This window comes from Schleiferia thermophila, assembly GCF_003337435.1.
In the GTDB taxonomy this organism is placed as follows: Bacteria; Bacteroidota; Bacteroidia; order Flavobacteriales; family Schleiferiaceae; genus Schleiferia; species Schleiferia thermophila.
Genome location: NZ_QPJS01000005.1, coordinates 68,072 through 84,587, shown reverse-complemented (window position 1 = coordinate 84,587; position 16,516 = coordinate 68,072). Strand labels below are relative to the sequence as shown.

The window sequence follows — 16,516 nt, the reverse complement described above, 5'->3', positions numbered from 1 at the left end:
TTCAAAATATTGATCGCTATGAAAAAGCTTGTGTTGACTTTGACAGCCATACTGCCGATGGTATTGATTGCCCAGCCCGGAATGCCCAACAATCCCACTCCTCTGGATGGCATCATTGGCCTGCTGGCAGCTGCAGGTGTTACCTACGGCATCAGCGAATATGCCCGTAAACAGAGGGAGAGGAAAGATTGATATACATTGGTTTATGATCAGGTTTTACCCACATCCGGCTTGATCGGATGTGGGTTTTTTATTGAATTAAAAATCCTTGCAGAACTTGTTTTTTTGTTAGATTTGGAGATGATGTCAACATTTCCCTGGTTTGTATTGATTAATCATATTCGTCGCTTTTCTTCAAAGCCGGTTTATTGACATATCGCTCCTACAGAGTTTTTTCATCAATATGGTATTAGCATTCCGGTGCTTTTAAACCCACTGAGAATAATTTTTTAAAGCATGAATTTTTTGAACAAAACCCGCTCGGTGTTTAGCTTAAATAAATTATCTTCCGAAATTCAATCGATAGGGTTTTCATTTCTGTAGAATGAAATATGAATTCATTTTGTTAATGCGGATGACCAATAATCGAAAAAATTTTTTCTTATGTTTAGAGATGCTATAGTTTGCATTTGAACAGTATGATGTTTTACGAATTTAGTACTTACAGGGCTAAAAGCTTTAGATTTCCAGAGTCGGAGAATAAAAGAATAGCAGCATCAAAATAAAAAACTCTGTGGAAGAAGAACATCCAACCACAGAGTTTTGAAGTAAATAGAACCTAAATTAAAAGCACTCAAAAATAGATGATCCAGGCAGTTTTCACAGATTCACGCACCTTTCCAAGGTCTTTTGCAGCGGCTTCGCGTGTAGGATACGATTTGTAAATGACCCTGTAGGTTTTGAGGTCTTCTACATACACCACAAACATATCCGGATTGTTCAGCGGGGATTTTTCCATATAGGATTGAGCCATGAGCTGAGTGGGGAAGCTGCCGACGACGATTCGGAAGGCTTTGGTCTTGACCGCATCCATAGGGTCAACTTGTTTTCCGGGACTTCTGGTCGATGAGGAAACAGCAGGAGCCATGTCGCTATCCGTTTCCCTCTCGGGCATGGAGGCGATGTAAGCCCTCAGGCTGTCGATTTCGCGAGCCATTGCCACGATTTGGTCGTCTTTCTCTTTAAGTCTGGCTTCATTGCTGGCAACCAGTCTTTGTTGATTTTGCTGCAGGTCTTGTAATTGGGTGTTCAGGTTTTGGTATTTTTTTCTGTCCACTCGAACTTCATTACCCTTCAGCATATTTTCTAAGGAAAGTCTCAAATCTACATGCACATCGTGTATGAATGAAAAAGACTCGTCCGTAGTTTTTTTGACCAAATCGATCCATGGATTGTTAAGCACATGCCATCGGTAGCCCACTGTAACTCCGAGACTTTTCGATACCGGGAAGGCCATGCGCGCACCTAAATATCCACCCGGTCCAAAACTCAGGGTATTTCTGTTGGCAGGCACCTGGCTAAGGCGGGCATTGGAATTTCTGTTGTACAATGTGCCGTAGAAGGACAACACTTGTAGGCCAGCGTCAGCTTCCAACCTGACTTTCGTACGATTACTAATCAGCGGCATAAAATTGAAACGACCGTTAACTCCGGGGGAGAAAAAAGTAGTTTCGTAATAGCGCGTGATGTCTGCACCGTTCAAGATCCCAACGGACAAAAAAGCGCCTGCATAAAAGTTATCATTGAATTGATAGCCAATTTCAGGGGTCAGAGCAGTGTTTAGTTTATATCTGGCAAATTCCCTCGAATCAAGTGGAGAGCTATTCTGCAGAAAGCTTATGGTACTGCTCACTACAAAATGTCCATGCTGAGCTATGGAATTCAAAGTTGAAAAAAATACTGATAGGAGTAGAGTTACGGAATGTAACATATTTTTCATTTGGATGGGATTAATAATGCGGTAAAAGTAGAATAATTTTAAAGGAAATAAAACAAAGTTGTTAAAAACACCTTTTTATTTTTTTTGACTACGTGGTTTTTTAACAAAGTCCAATAAAATACCCTGGAATTGGATAGTTTTGTCGGTTCAAACTGATTAGCGTACAATGGAAAATACGACCGTAGAACTTTCTGATAATCATCAGCGAATGACCATAACTGTGTCGAAAGAAGAATACCTTGCTGAGAGAAAAAAAGCCTTAAAAAAAGTACAAAGCACTGCCAACATACCGGGTTTTCGTCCGGGCAAAGCACCGGAAGCTGTAGTGCTGAAAATGTATGGACAAGGTTTGGGTTTTGATGAAACATACCAAAAGGTCTATTCCTATTTCAATCAAGAATTGAAAGAAAAAAATCTGAAATTGCTACTCGAGCCTTTGGCTGAGTTGGCACCGGAGGCAGATTTTACCACAGGTGAACATCTTGCCTTTCACTTTGAATATGCCTTAGAACCTGACTTGGAGCTCTCCACAGAGGATTTGCACAGCGAAGTCCTCTATCAGGTGTATCTGACGGATGAGGAGTTTGCACAAGAGTTGGAAAACATCAAAATCCGAAACAAGAAAACCGTAACAACCGATGATTTTTCTCAAGCCGATGGATTCAGAGTTCTGGTTCATACCTCAGCACATGACGACCACCAGCAGCCCGGCCAGCCGCATGACCATGCAGTTGTAGTGCTCAAATCCGACATCCTGCCCGAAAAACTGGATGAATTTAAAAGTGCTTTTGACCAACAAAACACGGAAATTCGCATTGCTGAATTTCTGGTCAATCCGGATGATAAAAAATTTTCTGAACTGACAGCCGCGCATCATCTGCACTTTGATGCAATGGTCCGCTTCGAAGATCCTTCCATGGATGAGTTGAAAGATTTGATCTTCGGACACAGCAGAAAGTTTGACAACGAAGAGGAGCTTTTAAGCGCCATTCGTGAACAAATAGAAAAGTATCTGAACGAAGACGCCTTAAGGGTGTACATACAACACATAAAGACCAAAGCAGAAGCGAAAATCAATGGAATTCCGAAAGAATTTTTAGAAAAATGGTGGAGTCGGGAGGAAAAAAACAAAGAAATAAAGTTCGAATCCATATACCCTCAGCTTGAGTACGAAATCAAAAGCAACATCATCAGCAAAGCCATAAATAAGCTTCTGGATATACAAATTTCCAGGGAGCAGGTCAGAGATTATTATGTCAATCAACACCTGAACAGCATTGATGAAGAAAAAAGGGAGGCCCTTAAGGATTTGATCGTCCAAATTGTGGAAAACAACCTCAACGACAGTCGTCAATCCGAAACCATGTATGATCGGGTGTATGAAGAGGCTCTTTTTGAGAAAATTAAATCCGTAAAAACAAACCCCTTCCAAGTGACGTTTACCCAATTCAAAGAAATACTTTCTAATCAAAAATAGCTTTGACAATGGACTTCGGTAAAGAATTTAAAAAATATGCCATAAAACATAAATCCATTTCATCTCTGAACGTGGAATCGTATCTGGCCAATTCGTTGACTCCTTACATCATCGAAGAGCGTCAGTTGAATGTGGCCCAGATGGATGTATTCAGCCGTCTGATGATGGACAGGATTATATTCCTGGGAACCGCTATAAACGACCAGGTAGCCAACATAGTGCAGGCACAGCTGTTGTTTTTAGAGAGCGTTGACCCGAAAAAGGACATTCAGATTTATCTGAATTCACCCGGCGGATCGGTGTATGCAGGCTTAGGGATTTACGATACAATGCAAGTGGTGGCACCCGATGTAGCCACAATCTGCACGGGCATCGCTGCTTCTATGGCTGCCGTACTGCTGTGTGCAGGAACCAAAGGCAAGAGAACTGCACTGAAGCACAGCCGCATCATGATACACCAGCCGATGAGCGGTACTCAGGGGCAGGTTTCTGATATGGAAATTGCCCTGAAGGAAACGCTCAGGGTTCGCGATGAGCTTTACAACATCCTGGCACAACACACCGGACAGCCTTTTGAAAAAATATCGGCTGACAGCGACCGCGACTACTGGATGCGCAGCGAAGAAGCCAAAGAATATGGCATGATCGACGATATTCTGCTCTCTAAAAAAACAAATGCAAACTCCTGATGAAAAGTCCTGACCATCAGTTTTGCTCTTTCTGTGGGAGGGAAAAGAATGATGTAAACATGCTCATCACAGGCATTAACGGCCTGATCTGCGACTATTGTGTGATGCAGGCCTATGACCTGGTAAGTGCTGAAATGGGTGAGGAACCTAAAAAACGCAAACCCGGCTCCGGTCAGAAAAAAACCAAGATATACAAACCCTCCGAAATCAAGTCGTATCTCGATGAATATGTGATCGGACAAGACATGGCCAAGAAAGTCATTTCTGTGGCTGTATATAATCACTACAAGCGAATTTTTAGCGAAAGTGCGGAAGTTGATGATGTAGAACTGGAAAAATCCAACATCATACTCGTCGGTGAGACGGGTACCGGTAAAACCCTTCTGGCACGTACAGTGGCTAAGCTGCTCGACGTGCCTTTTGCGATGGTTGATGCCACTGTACTCACTGAAGCCGGCTATGTGGGCGAAGATGTGGAAAGCATTCTCACACGCTTGTTGCAAGCTGCTGACTACAACGTGGAAGCAGTACAAAAAGGCATTGTATTTATTGACGAAATCGACAAAATTGCCAGAAAAGGTGACAATCCCTCCATCACCCGGGATGTATCGGGCGAGGGTGTACAGCAAGCCTTGCTGAAACTGCTGGAAGGCAGTAAGGTAAATGTACCGCCACAGGGCGGCAGAAAACACCCTGAGCAAAAGTTTATCGAAGTCGATACGCGCAACATCCTGTTTATCGCCGGAGGTGCCTTTGAGGGAATCGACAAAATCATCGGCCGAAGACTGAACACCACAACCGTAGGCTATCACTCCAGCCTTCAGAGGTCTCTTGGCAAAGAGCAGCTGCTCGAATATGTCAATCACTCCGATCTCAGGACTTTTGGTCTGATTCCCGAATTGCTGGGGCGCCTTCCTGTGGTGTGCCATCTCAAACCCTTGGACGCAGAGGCGCTGCGCAGAGTACTTACAGAACCCAAAAATGCATTGCTCAAGCAGTATAAAAAGCTCTTTGCCCTCGATGGCATTGAATTGATAGTACCGGACGAAACCATTGACTACATCGTGGATAAAGCGGTAAGCTATAAGCTGGGAGCCAGAGGATTGAGATCCATTTGTGAAACCATTCTCACGGAAGCCATGTTTGAGCTGCCATCCATGCAAATTAAGGAAAACACCTTTGTGCTCAGCGTGGAATATGCCTCCATGCAGCTGGAACACTCCGATGTGTTCAAACATCTCAAGGCCGTGTCCTGATTTTGGCTATTGAATTTTGTGCAGAAAGCGCTTTGCTATGCTGAGGGATCGCATGGTGAAGCGCTTTTTTTGTCGATGTGATGTTTCGCGCTGTAATATGTCGGATAAGGTCCTCATGGTCTGATGGATGTTCCTTCCTTTGTTGAGCATCACACATTCGGACATGGAAGCCATTACGGCGTCTGATATCTCGCTGCGCGTCAATATCCCGGTTTTGTTGAGGTTTTCCAACACTTGTGTGGCCCAGATCATGGGAATGTGGGCCGCCTCTGCCAGCCAAAGCAATTCCTCCTGAATCTCAGCCAACCGCTCAAACCCTATCTCTACTGCCAGGTCTCCCCGGGCAATCATTACTCCAAACAAAGGTTCGCGCATGGCCTCTATGAGCAAATCCGGGAAATTTTCAACCGCTTCTGATGTTTCGATTTTATAAATGACCGGAACCTGAATGTTAAGTTCTCGCATGTAGGTTCGCAACACTTTGATGTCTTCCCTTTTTCGCACAAATGAATACCCAATAAGATCAGCAAACTCCCCGGCTAATCGGAGATGTTTTATGTCTTCGGATGTCAGAGACGGTGTATTTAGCTGTGTATCGGGCAGGTTGATTCCTTTATCGGATTTTATTTCAGCTTTTTCCTGAGGGGTTCGAAGGATTCTGACCGCTACTTTATCGCAGTCGTTTTTTTCGACAATTCCATAGAATTTTCCATCGTCGATAAAGACCCTGTCGCCCGGCGATACGGTCTGAAAGATGGATGCTTCGCTTACCCATATCGTTTTTTTATCTCTCGGTTCTGAGTTGAGCGTGCACAGGTTCACTATTTCGCCTGCTTGAATTTTGATCTTTTTTTTGTTCCCTGGTATCACGGTCCGGATTTTTGGACCGGCCAGGTCCATGTAGATTTTACAAGCAATACCTACCCTGGCCGAGGATTTTCTGAGAGCCGCAATCATAGACCTTGCCGTTGCTTCATCAGTATGAGCAAAATTGATCCTGGCCACATTCATTCCGTGGAGCAGCAGCTGATCAAAATATCGGGGATCGCCAAATGCTTTTTCGTCTATGGTAACCATCAGGTAAGGGGTCTCCGTGGGTTGATTTTTTTGGACCAAAAAGCATCTCAGTCCTATCGGCAATCAATTTTCTCCCTGTAAAATCGTCAATAGAACAGGGATTTGATATGTACTCAGGACAGAGCCATCCCAGCACTTTGCTCAGCTGATAGTGGATATGACTTTCAGCGGCCGCTAAAGAAGACAGACCCAGATGGTGGAGCTCTTGTTGAGCCTGTCGCATATCGTAGCTTCTCAGGATTAGGTATTTGTACAGATTTTTTGCAGAGCTACGCATCTGTTCGTGTACTGCTGTACATATTTCGGATGCTTCGGCTTGGCAAAACTGGTGTTCCAAATCTTGCAAAAATTTGACTAGGTGCGGGCTTTCGTTCATAAGATGAAGACTTTGAAAGGCCAATTTTTGTATATAGAAAAGAAAAATGATATGATTTACCTAATGCTGTTCGGTTAGTGTAATTATTACACTATATTAGCAATTTTATTTTAGCAGACATGAGGAAAATATTGTTTGTATGCCTGGCAGGGATTGGGGTGCATGCCCAGGTAATAACTACAATCCCTGTTTTTCCGACTCAAAACGATACGGTCACGATCATTTACGATGCTACCCAAGGCAATGGTGCTCTTGCTGGTTTCGTGCCCATTTACGCTCACACTGGAGTCATCACCAATACTAGTCCTACACCCACTTCCTGGATGCATGTGCAGGGCAATTGGGGTACGGCAGACCCAAAAGTGCTCATGACTCCAATTGGCAACAACAAACATCAAATCACCTATCACATCCCTACCTTTTACAACCTGCCTACCGGCACCATAGTGCATAAGATGGCTTTTGTTTTCCGGAATGCTTCTGGCACCAGGGTAGGGCGCAATGCCGATGGAAGCGACATCTTCGTAGATGTCTACCAGCCGGGCCAATTTGCAGCGAAGCTTATTAAACCTTTCGGAAACCATCAAATCCGGCAAATCAATCAGGTGATCGAAATTGAAGGTGCTTCCAGCGACTTTGGAACTTTGAGCATTAAAGTAAACGGCACTACAATCAGTCAGCAAACCAATGCTAAAACCATCACAGCCAGCATCAATACCAATTTGCTAGGGTTTGGAAAACACTACATTTCGCTCGAGGCTTCCAATGGCTCAACCACTGTTCACGATTCAATTTATTTTATCGTACAGCCACCTGTATCTGTGCAAAATCCTCCGGCCAACATTAAGTATGGAATCAATTACTTAAACGACTCGTCATTGATCCTCTGTCTGCATGCACCTAATAAACAATTTGTGTATGCAGTAGGCGATTGGAGCGATTGGGAGCTCGATCCCAAGTATTTCATGAAAAAAAACCAAAACGGAGATATTTGGTGGATTCAAATCAATGGCCTTACCCCAAAACAGCAATACCGATATCAATATTGGATCGACTCAACCCTGCTACAAGTGGGGGATGTATACGCCGATCTGCAACTCGATCCCTGGAACGATCCCTTTATCCCTCCAACCGTATATCCCAATCTGATCGGCTATCCTTATGGAAAAACTTCGCATGTGGTATCCGTACTGCAACCGGGTGAAGAGCCGTATCAATGGGATACCACCATCAGCTATCAAAGGCCTCCGAAGGAAAAACTCGTGATTTATGAACTGCTGGTAAGAGATTTTATCCATTCCCACAATTTCAAATCGCTGAAAGACACCCTCCCTTATTTGAAGGAACTGGGCATCAATGCCGTGAAAATCATGCCGATCATGGAGTTTGAAGGCAACGAAAGCTGGGGGTACAACCCCATGTTTTACTTTGCTGTAGACAAATATTACGGAACAAAAAACGATTTTAAACGCTTTGTAGAAGAGTGCCATCGCAACGGCATCGCCGTAATACTCGATATTGCGCTGAACCATTCCTTTGGTCAGAATCCGCAGGTCCGGATGTATTTCAATCCCAATGCCGGCCAGTTTGGACAGCCAACGCCCGACAATCCGTGGTTTAACGAAACCGACCGCCATCCTTTTGGCGTAGGCTATGACTACAATCACGAAAGTCCGCACACCCGCCAATTCTCAAAACGCGTAATGGAGTATTGGATCAGAGAATTTAAGATCGACGGCTATCGGTTTGACCTTTCCAAGGGATTTACCCAAAACTTCACCCTTGGCAATATAGCTGCCTGGAATCAGTACGACCAGAGCCGTATCAACATTTGGCTGGACTATTCGTCACACATCTGGAGTGTCGATTCCACTGCTTATGTGATTCTGGAGCACTTTGCCGACAACGACGAAGAAACCGTACTTGCCAACAACGGAATGATGCTCTGGGGAATGATGCACGAGCAATACAAGCAAAGCATCCTGGGTTTTCAGTCCAATAGCAATTTCAGCTGGGTATCCCATCAAGCCAGAGGATGGAATCATCCCCATCTGATAGGATATGCCGTGAGCCATGACGAGGAAAGACTGGTGTATGAAGCGCTCAACTTTGGCAATACTTCCAATCAGGCCCATAATGTAAGGGAGCTCAACACAGCCTTGAAACGCTCTGAGATGATCGCTGCTTTGCTGATTCCCATTCCTGGTCCTAAAATGTGGTGGCAGTTTGACGAATTGGGGTATCCCTATTCAATCAATTATTGTTCGAACGGAACAATAAGTCCCAACTGCCGTACCGATCGCAAGCCCATACGTTGGGATTACATTCAGGTGACCAACAGGGCCCGCCTCTATAAAGTGTATGCAGCGGTTTCAAAACTTAAAACCCAATATCCTGCTTTTTCGACCAATAATTTTAACCTCGATGTTGGAGGCCTGATCAAGAGAATTTTTCTTTACCACCCGACCATGGATGTGGTCATTCTTGGAAACATTCACGTACAACCCATTTCCTTTGTTCCGGGATTTAACAAGACGGGCACCTGGTATGAATATTTTACCAGCACCAGCCTGAATGTGACCGATCTGAATGCACAAATCACCCTTCAGCCGGGCGAATACCGCATTTACACGACTCTGCAGCTTCCTGCTCCTGACTTGTCTCCCGTCATACCACTATCAACGGATGAAATCGAAATTACCAGGTTTTTAGACGATCCGGGCCTCAGGACATATCCCAATCCCATGACCTCAGCCGGGACCTCCATCGACTTTTACCTCTCTCTGCCCGATGAAATTACCCTGGAAATATATGATCTGGGTGGCAGAAAGGTGCACACCTTACTCAAAGGAGAGAAGCTAGAAGCTGGAAATCAACTTTACTGGTGGAACGGGGCAGACGACTCTGGTGCCAAATTGCGCCCGGGATTGTATATTTTAAAGCTGTCCGGAAAACACCATAGCGCTACCTACCGGATCAACAAGTTGACCAGATGAACATGTACACAGAGCAAAGAGCCGGCAAAGTCCGGCTTTTTTCAATTCAGAAATCCGAAGTCTTTCAAAAACTCCATGTGGCGAGTAGTGCCAGCGTATACCCTGCGGCATTGATGGGGTTGTCTTTTGGAGCGAAGAAGAGCTGTGCCAGGCAGTTAATGTCCACATTTTTCCAAACACTGTACACATAAGAGGGGCCGGCAAAGAGCAATTTCTCCTCCGGGAGCCAGATGCCTGATAAGGTAAAACTCTGCACCGGGCTAATCGGATAGGTTGCTACGGCCAGCACCTGCCATTGTGAAAAAGCCACATCATCAGCGCTGCGGGGGATGAGGGCTGTAAGCGGATTTAACCCACCGCCGGAGGATCTTCTCTGATTAAAAGTAGTTTCAAGGGTCAGGAAAACTCCATTTTCAAAACTGTAATCAGCACTGATGGTAGCGGTTATATTTCCGGGCCGAACACCCTGCAGTGGCTCGATATCGTGAAAATAGCTGATTTCGCCTTTGAAGCCTGCATTCCACAAATGTCCGGCCCAGCCGATGCCACCATGCCACCGGTGTCTGAAGTAGCCGGCTGTCAGTTGAACATCATAGCCGTTGCTGTTAAACGCCCATAAGGCGGCAAGCACCGAATTCTGCACTTCCCACCTGCCGGGTGTTGCGGCAGATCTCTTTCGCCCGGGAGCAGCAGCTACTTCTATTCGGGAGGTTGGGCTAAGAAATCGTTGAACCCGGATGGCATCGGCCCCCGGTCGCTCCGGATAGTCAAAGTCAAAAAAGGAGTAATTGTTAAACAAATCCTGCGGGTTGGTTGCAAGATTGATACCCCAATTGATGCGTTGACGACCGATGGACAACTGCCAGGTATCGCCCATAAAATCCAGGTAAAATCTATCAGTAATGGTATGGGCCAGAAAATCACCTCGTTGATGCAGCACAAAGCTCATGTCAATCGGGCCATTCAGGTCATTTTCCAGGAAGGCTTTAAAAAAAGGATTGGAAGCGTTGGGGCCTGAAAAAAGCCTGGTTCGCTGGCCGGCATATACCCTAATAAAGCTATGCGAATAACTGAAGTTTATTCTGTTGTGAATCGTATGATTGACTGGTGAAAAGCTGAAATCTCTGCGATCCATGCTTAGCAGCGGAAAGTAACGCACATAACCTTGCAGCGATGGCTGTGCTGTAGCCGGATGTGTACTCATTCCAAGTGTGAAACTTATCAAAGAAAAAATAACGGTTGCGAACTTTTTCATGTATGATTTGCCATTGTACCGTCTTAAACAAAAAAACCGGCTGTACAGATGCCGGTTTCTGCCAAAAAATTTTGGTCAACGAGACTTAGTCGGTTCCGAAGTGCTTCATCACCAGTTCGGACACGCCCATGCTGCTAAAGCCTCCGTCGTTATAAAGGTTTTGCATGGTCACCCGTCGCATCAGGTCGCTGAAGAGCGCTACACAGTAGTTGGCACAGTCATCGGCGGTAGCATTGCCGAGAGGCGACATTTTCTCTGCGTAATCAATGAAAGCGTCAAACCCTTTGACACCACTGCCGGCCGTGGTACGTGTAGGGGATTGCGATATGGTGTTTATTCTAACCTTCTTCCTGATTCCGTAGTGATACCCAAAGGATCTGGCAATGGATTCCAGATAGGCTTTATTTTCGGCCATATCGCTGTAGTCGGGAAAGGTGCGCTGCGCTGCTATGTACGTAAGAGCCACTACGCTGCCCCATTCGGCAATGGCATCTAGTTTCCAGGCGGTCTGAAGTACTTTGTGAAAAGATACCGCCGATACATCCCATCCTTTGGCCAGCCAGTCGTAGTTGAGATCCGTGTATGGGCGGCCTTTGCGCACATTGACCGACATGCCAACCGAATGCAAAACAAAATCGACCGGACCACCGAGTATTTCAACGGATTTCGCAAAGAGATTTTCCAGGTCTTCGACCGATGTAGCATCTGCCGGAATGATTTCTGAACCTGTTTTTTCGGCCAGTTTTTGTATTTCACCCATGCGCATGGCTACTGGAGCGTTGGTCAGTGTAAATTTCGCTCCCTCTTCAAAAGCACGCTCTGCTACTTTCCAGGCGATGGAGTTGGAATCAAGAGCTCCGAAAATGATCCCTTTTTTTCCTTTCAATAAATTAAATGCCATTGCTTATTGCTTTTGGCCAAAAGTAGAGCAATTTTTTCTTTTCGGGTTTCACAGTCATTGAAATATCGGACAAACTGATTTTTCCGGCATTCACCACAATCCCGGCAGAATATGCTCTTCGAGAAATTGATAAACAAACAGCAATCATGCGATTCCTGGTGTCATACATACAGCGAATTCACTGAAGCTATTCTTACTGTGCAGGTGACTCAGAACCAATAGCCTGGACGGGCTTAACCTCTTACAGTGAAGAGCTTTTAATTAGCTAAGGATAGATATTTTCAGAATTCTTCTGTTTTTCATACTGCTTGTGCAGGTGGATTAATTTTTATACACTATCAGATTATTTCCTTTCGGCTTGTATTTGTTGGCAATAAACGACTCATCGAATGGGAAGGTAGAGCGGTTTAATTCGTAGTAGACTAAAGTAAATCCTTTGTAGGCCGGGTTAACGCATGAAAAATTGGTTGGCAGGAGTATTACATATTCTTGTGAAGTGTCTTTTCTGGCTTGTTCAATGAGTTCTTCGTTTTTTCTGATGCAGGAGAAGCATTGCTTGGGGTTGATGACTATGAGGTTGTAGTTTTTATCAGTGATTTCGGATTGGGGTGAAATGTCCAGAAAATCGCGATTTTCTGAAGAACACCCGATGGTTTTAATGCCGAATAGTATGAGAATAAAGGCTGATTGTATGGTTTTCATGGTTGTATTTGTGAAAATATAGTTTTCCCTTGTGAATTTGAAAGGGGATAAATACTAAATCCCGGCGAACAGGAAAGTAATAGTGTGTTTTTTTGTCCAGGTTATAGATAAGTACTACTTTCCGGTTGTAGTGTTCAGAAGTTTCATCCAATATAATGTAGAGCAATGCAATAGACCTTGTGTCAGGACAGTAGGCAATTAACGTTGATTTATATGGTTTCATTGGGAAGCAAAATACCGGTTTTATTTCATGTTCATTCATGAAATACACGGTATCTAAACCTAAAAGTTTGTTTGTTTTCCAGGAATCTTCAGCTTTTACAAAATATAGCCCATCTTCACAAACAGCGTATAAAAAATTGTATTTTATTTTACTGGGGTCTTCTGTGATTTTGTTTAAAAGATTCCCTTCAAAATCACGCAATTCCAAATAAGAAGCTTGATTAACTTTTGAATAATTTATTTCCTGGGGCAGTCTTTCCAGTACAACATACTTGTCCGAAAAATTTTTTAATCCATACAATAAATGTATTGCATCTTCATGGCCTGAAAAATCGTCGATTATAAATTCTTTCAGGACGCAATTTTTCGAAACAATGTAATTGATGTATGTTCTGTCATCATATAATATCCCCATGAAACTTTTTGTAGTGTCATTATAATTAAGTACATCAAGCATAAAGTTGCACGTATCGAGAAATGAGCACGAAAAAACAGGCCTGCCATTGGTATATCTTTTTAAATCAACACAGTATAGCACAGTATCCTCGGTATGCAGACATATTTGTTGTTTTCCTTTGTTTAGAATAAAAACTCCCTCATCGGTTATTGAGTTGATTTGTATTTTTTCATACAGCTGATCGCCCAGATAGATTTCTCTTTCAAGCACCATATTGGGTGCTTTTTCTTGCTTTTTTTGACTGCATGATGCAAAGAGAAAAAGCACAAGCAGTAAACCTGCCTGTGCTGTAGGTAAATAGTATGTTTTAATCATTGACCACTGGAATTACGAACAAGAGCGTACCTTCTGTGGAGCTAAATTTATAAAAATCTGTGTTTTGAGCAAGTACTTTTTCTACCACTGCGCCCTGGGCGCTGAGGTATTGAAGAATGTCTTCAAATTCAGGTCTGGCAAAGTCAGCGAATGCACTGAGCCGGTTGTTGGCAAATACTTCGGCTACTTGTGCCGGCTCCATGGTGAGCATAGCTGCCAGCAGGTCTCGTTGATCCGAGGGGATGGTTCTGACTTCCACCTCATCAAAGCAATCACCTTTTTCATTTATGCATTCTAATTTTGTACCACTCCATTTATTAGGCAGAAACGTAGCCCGGTAAATGGTATCGGGTACACGACTCAACTCAGGTACTTGGGCTTGGGGCGTGAATGGCTCGGTTTTTTGACAGCTGAAGGAGATGGCTGCCATGGCCAATAGGGCAAAAATTGCATTTTTCATTACGTTAACTTTTTGGTTAAACAATGGGTTGAAGTGCTTAACCAGATGGCCACTTTTAGTTAAAGCTTTGCAAATATGAGGGGGGGGGGTATATTTCCAAATGAATAATGTTAAATAATATCTAAAAATAAAGTGTCGTATAATCTTGTTTACTCTTCATTTGGATCGGAGAAGGCAGGATTGGTAAGGAATTCCACATCAGTGAGGGTGTTTAAAAAAGCCAGTAAGGCGCTTTTTTCGTATTGAGTCCAGTTGCGACCTACACCCGCAGCTTTCATATTGGGATCAATGGTGTTGGAGGGGTGCCCGCCCATGTTGTAGAATTCGATGACTTCCTGGAGGTTTTGGAATCTGCCATCGTGGAAGTAGGGAAAGGTAACGGCTACATTGCGGAGGGAAGGAATTTTAAATTTCCCGCGGTCAGCGGGATTACCGGTTACATTCATTCGGCCTGGGGGCATGGTGGCGTCAGGTTCGAGGCCATTGTTGGTAAAGACCAATTGACCAAAAGCGCCAAAAAGATTGCCTGTGGTGGTGGAGCCATGGCAGTGGAAGCAGTCTCCTCTTTCGGTTTCAAAAAGGGTAAAACCAAACAGCTCCAGCTCAGTGAGTTGAGCTTCACCTCTCTGCCACTGGTCAAATTTGGAGTTGCCTGATATCAGCGTGCGTTCGAATTGGGCGATGGCTTTAGTGACTCTTTCCACTGTAATTTCTTCTGTGCCAAAGGCCTTTTTAAACATAGGCGGATATTTGGGGGTCTGCCGGAGCTTTTCCAACACAGATTCCCAGGTAGTATTCAGTTCCAGAGGGTCGACCACCGGATGAAAGGACTGTTCTTCGAGACTTGGAGAGCGGCCATCCCAAAAAAAGTGTTGCAGCCATGCCATATTGACAATGTGCATGGCATTGAAACTGCCGCTGAGTCCATCTACCCCTTTGCTGAAGCGATTAGGAGCATCGGAAAATGCAAATTCCTGCTTGTGGCAGCTGGCGCAGCTCAAGGTATTGTCGCGGGAGAGTTTTTTTTCGTAAAAAAGATGACGTCCGAGCTCAACTCCTTCTACAGTGAGTGGATTGTCGGGGTTGAGCAATGGGGGAGGAAACCCTCTTGGAACCTTCAGCTGATACGGCGTCGGTGTATGGACAGGTTCAGCCCCTTTGGTATCTTTGGAACAGGCTGCAACAACCACCAGCCCGACAATCATCCAAAAAACAAGTGCATTACCTCTCATTATCGGCGACCTTGACTACAAATTTAAGTCAAAACCCATCTTATTTGTTTCAATTCAAAGCAAAAATGCGTTGAACATCACATATCCGGCGTATAGCTTTTTACGGCATCTACAAAGGCTCTGGCATGGTCAACCGGCACATCGGGAGTGATGCCGTGGCCGAGATTGGCGATGTAACGGCGATGGCCAAATTCCCGGATCATACGGTGAACTTCCTTCTTAATCTGATCGACGGGGGCATGCAAATGTGCCGGGTCAAAATTGCCCTGCAAGGTGATAGTACTACCGGTTAATTTGCGGGCCATTGACGGACTGATGCACCAGTCTACTCCCAGGGCAGCGACGTAAGGCGAATTGGAGAGGTCTTGTAGCGCATACCAGGAGCCTTTTGGATATAATATGACAGGAGCTAATGGCGCCAGTGCCTCCGCTATGGATAGCAAATACGGCTCAGCAAATGCTTTGAAATCATCCGGTGAGAGCAGTCCGCTCCAGGAATCGAAGACCTGAACCACATCGGCTCCGGCCTGTACCTGGCGTTTCAGATATTCTGTTGTGACCTCTGTAACGGAGGCAAGTAGCATGTGTGCCAGATCCGGCCGGCGAATGCAAAATTGCCTTGCTTTGTCAAAGTTTTTTGAGCCTTTGCCTTCTACCATGTAGCACAGTAGGGTAAATGGTGCTCCGGCAAAACCGATTAGAGGTACTTTGCCATTGAGCTCAGACTTTATCAGCCGTATAGCCTCATAGACGTAGCCTAGTCGATCGGCTGCTTCGGATACTACGAGTGAATTGATGTCGGAGCGGTTTTCAATGGTTTTTGGAAGGTAGGGGCCTTTGTTTTCCACTAACTGGACTTCAAGACCCATGGCTTGAGGCACTACCAAAATGTCGCTAAACAGAATGGCTGCATCCACCCCTATTTGGTCTACAGGCTGGAGGGTGATTTCACAGGCGAGTTCTGGTGTCTGGACCCGGGTAAAAAAATCGTATTTTCTTCTCAATTGCATGTAGGACGGCAAGTATCGGCCGGCCTGGCGCATCATCCACACCGGGGGTCTTGAAACCTCTTGACCGCGGAGGGCTTTGAGCAATAAATGGTCTGATTGAAATGTATTTTGTAAAGTCATGGATTCAAACTCAAGTAAATGGAATTCTAAGT

General features: G+C 44.7%; 15 protein-coding genes. 5 read left to right on the top strand and 10 right to left on the bottom strand.

Features of this window, described 5'->3' with window-relative positions; genetic code table 11:
* Positions 1 to 18: 18 nt before the first annotated feature.
* Positions 19 to 192, top strand: coding sequence for a PID-CTERM protein-sorting domain-containing protein (locus tag DES35_RS11565; protein WP_170125736.1), 174 nt, complete (start codon positions 19 to 21; stop codon positions 190 to 192).
* Between the two features lie 601 nt (positions 193 to 793).
* Here DES35_RS11565 and DES35_RS10080 read toward each other — a convergent pair.
* The gene (locus tag DES35_RS10080; RefSeq protein ID WP_125039465.1) at positions 794 to 1,939 is read right to left on the bottom strand and encodes an SPOR domain-containing protein; all 1,146 of its coding nucleotides are present in this window, start codon (positions 1,937 to 1,939) and stop codon (positions 794 to 796) included.
* Between the two features lie 166 nt (positions 1,940 to 2,105).
* On the opposite strand from DES35_RS10080, the gene DES35_RS10075 reads away from it, so the two are divergent.
* From DES35_RS10075 to clpX, 3 genes are read left to right on the top strand one after another with little or no spacing between them, the layout of a single operon-like run.
* Positions 2,106 to 3,416, top strand: a complete 1,311-nt coding sequence (locus DES35_RS10075; protein WP_037359877.1) for a trigger factor — start codon at positions 2,106 to 2,108, stop codon at positions 3,414 to 3,416.
* 8 nt (positions 3,417 to 3,424) lie between these two features.
* A complete protein-coding gene (gene clpP / locus DES35_RS10070; protein WP_037359878.1) occupies positions 3,425 to 4,105 on the top strand; it encodes an ATP-dependent Clp endopeptidase proteolytic subunit ClpP in 681 nt (226 codons plus the stop codon).
* Entirely contained in the window at positions 4,105 to 5,361 is a 1,257-nt protein-coding gene (gene clpX / locus DES35_RS10065) for an ATP-dependent Clp protease ATP-binding subunit ClpX (protein ID WP_114366489.1), read from the top strand. Before clpP ends, clpX begins: the two co-directional genes overlap by 1 nt.
* 6 nt (positions 5,362 to 5,367) lie before the next feature.
* Here clpX and DES35_RS10060 read toward each other — a convergent pair whose 3' ends face one another.
* Both DES35_RS10060 and DES35_RS10055 read right to left on the bottom strand, forming a co-directional pair.
* The gene (locus DES35_RS10060) at positions 5,368 to 6,438 is read right to left on the bottom strand and encodes a pyruvate kinase (protein WP_114366488.1); all 1,071 of its coding nucleotides are present in this window, start codon (positions 6,436 to 6,438) and stop codon (positions 5,368 to 5,370) included.
* Positions 6,392 to 6,814 (bottom strand): hypothetical protein, encoded by a 423-nt coding sequence (locus DES35_RS10055; protein ID WP_125039464.1) that lies wholly within the window; start codon positions 6,812 to 6,814, stop codon positions 6,392 to 6,394. Before DES35_RS10055 ends, DES35_RS10060 begins: the two co-directional genes overlap by 47 nt.
* A gap of 119 nt (positions 6,815 to 6,933) precedes the next feature.
* Here DES35_RS10055 and DES35_RS10050 point away from each other — a divergent pair, with 119 nt between their 5' ends.
* Entirely contained in the window at positions 6,934 to 9,810 is a 2,877-nt protein-coding gene (locus tag DES35_RS10050) for a DUF4961 domain-containing protein (protein ID WP_051889380.1), read from the top strand.
* Positions 9,811 to 9,874: 64 nt separating this feature from the next.
* Here DES35_RS10050 and DES35_RS10045 read toward each other — a convergent pair whose 3' ends face one another.
* From DES35_RS10045 to hemE, 7 genes are all read right to left on the bottom strand, one after another.
* Positions 9,875 to 11,065 carry a hypothetical protein gene (locus DES35_RS10045; RefSeq protein ID WP_051889381.1) on the bottom strand — a complete coding sequence of 397 codons (1,191 nt, stop codon included), beginning with the start codon at positions 11,063 to 11,065 and terminating at the stop codon, positions 9,875 to 9,877.
* Between the two features lie 85 nt (positions 11,066 to 11,150).
* Positions 11,151 to 11,966: an enoyl-ACP reductase FabI gene (locus tag DES35_RS10040; RefSeq protein ID WP_037359882.1), complete on the bottom strand. Its 816-nt coding sequence runs from the start codon at positions 11,964 to 11,966 to the stop codon at positions 11,151 to 11,153.
* A gap of 321 nt (positions 11,967 to 12,287) precedes the next feature.
* Entirely contained in the window at positions 12,288 to 12,668 is a 381-nt protein-coding gene (locus tag DES35_RS10030) for a hypothetical protein (RefSeq protein WP_114366486.1), read from the bottom strand.
* Positions 12,622 to 13,662: a hypothetical protein gene (locus DES35_RS10025; protein WP_037359888.1), complete on the bottom strand. Its 1,041-nt coding sequence runs from the start codon at positions 13,660 to 13,662 to the stop codon at positions 12,622 to 12,624. The genes DES35_RS10030 and DES35_RS10025 overlap by 47 nt, the downstream gene beginning before the upstream one ends.
* The gene (locus DES35_RS10020) at positions 13,655 to 14,122 is read right to left on the bottom strand and encodes a hypothetical protein (RefSeq protein WP_037359889.1); all 468 of its coding nucleotides are present in this window, start codon (positions 14,120 to 14,122) and stop codon (positions 13,655 to 13,657) included. Before DES35_RS10020 ends, DES35_RS10025 begins: the two co-directional genes overlap by 8 nt.
* Positions 14,123 to 14,271: 149 nt before the next feature.
* Positions 14,272 to 15,354 (bottom strand): cytochrome-c peroxidase, encoded by a 1,083-nt coding sequence (locus DES35_RS10015; RefSeq protein WP_037359891.1) that lies wholly within the window; start codon positions 15,352 to 15,354, stop codon positions 14,272 to 14,274.
* A gap of 77 nt (positions 15,355 to 15,431) precedes the next feature.
* Positions 15,432 to 16,484, bottom strand: a complete 1,053-nt coding sequence (gene hemE / locus DES35_RS10010) for a uroporphyrinogen decarboxylase (RefSeq protein ID WP_037359893.1) — start codon at positions 16,482 to 16,484, stop codon at positions 15,432 to 15,434.
* Positions 16,485 to 16,516: the final 32 nt, after the last annotated feature.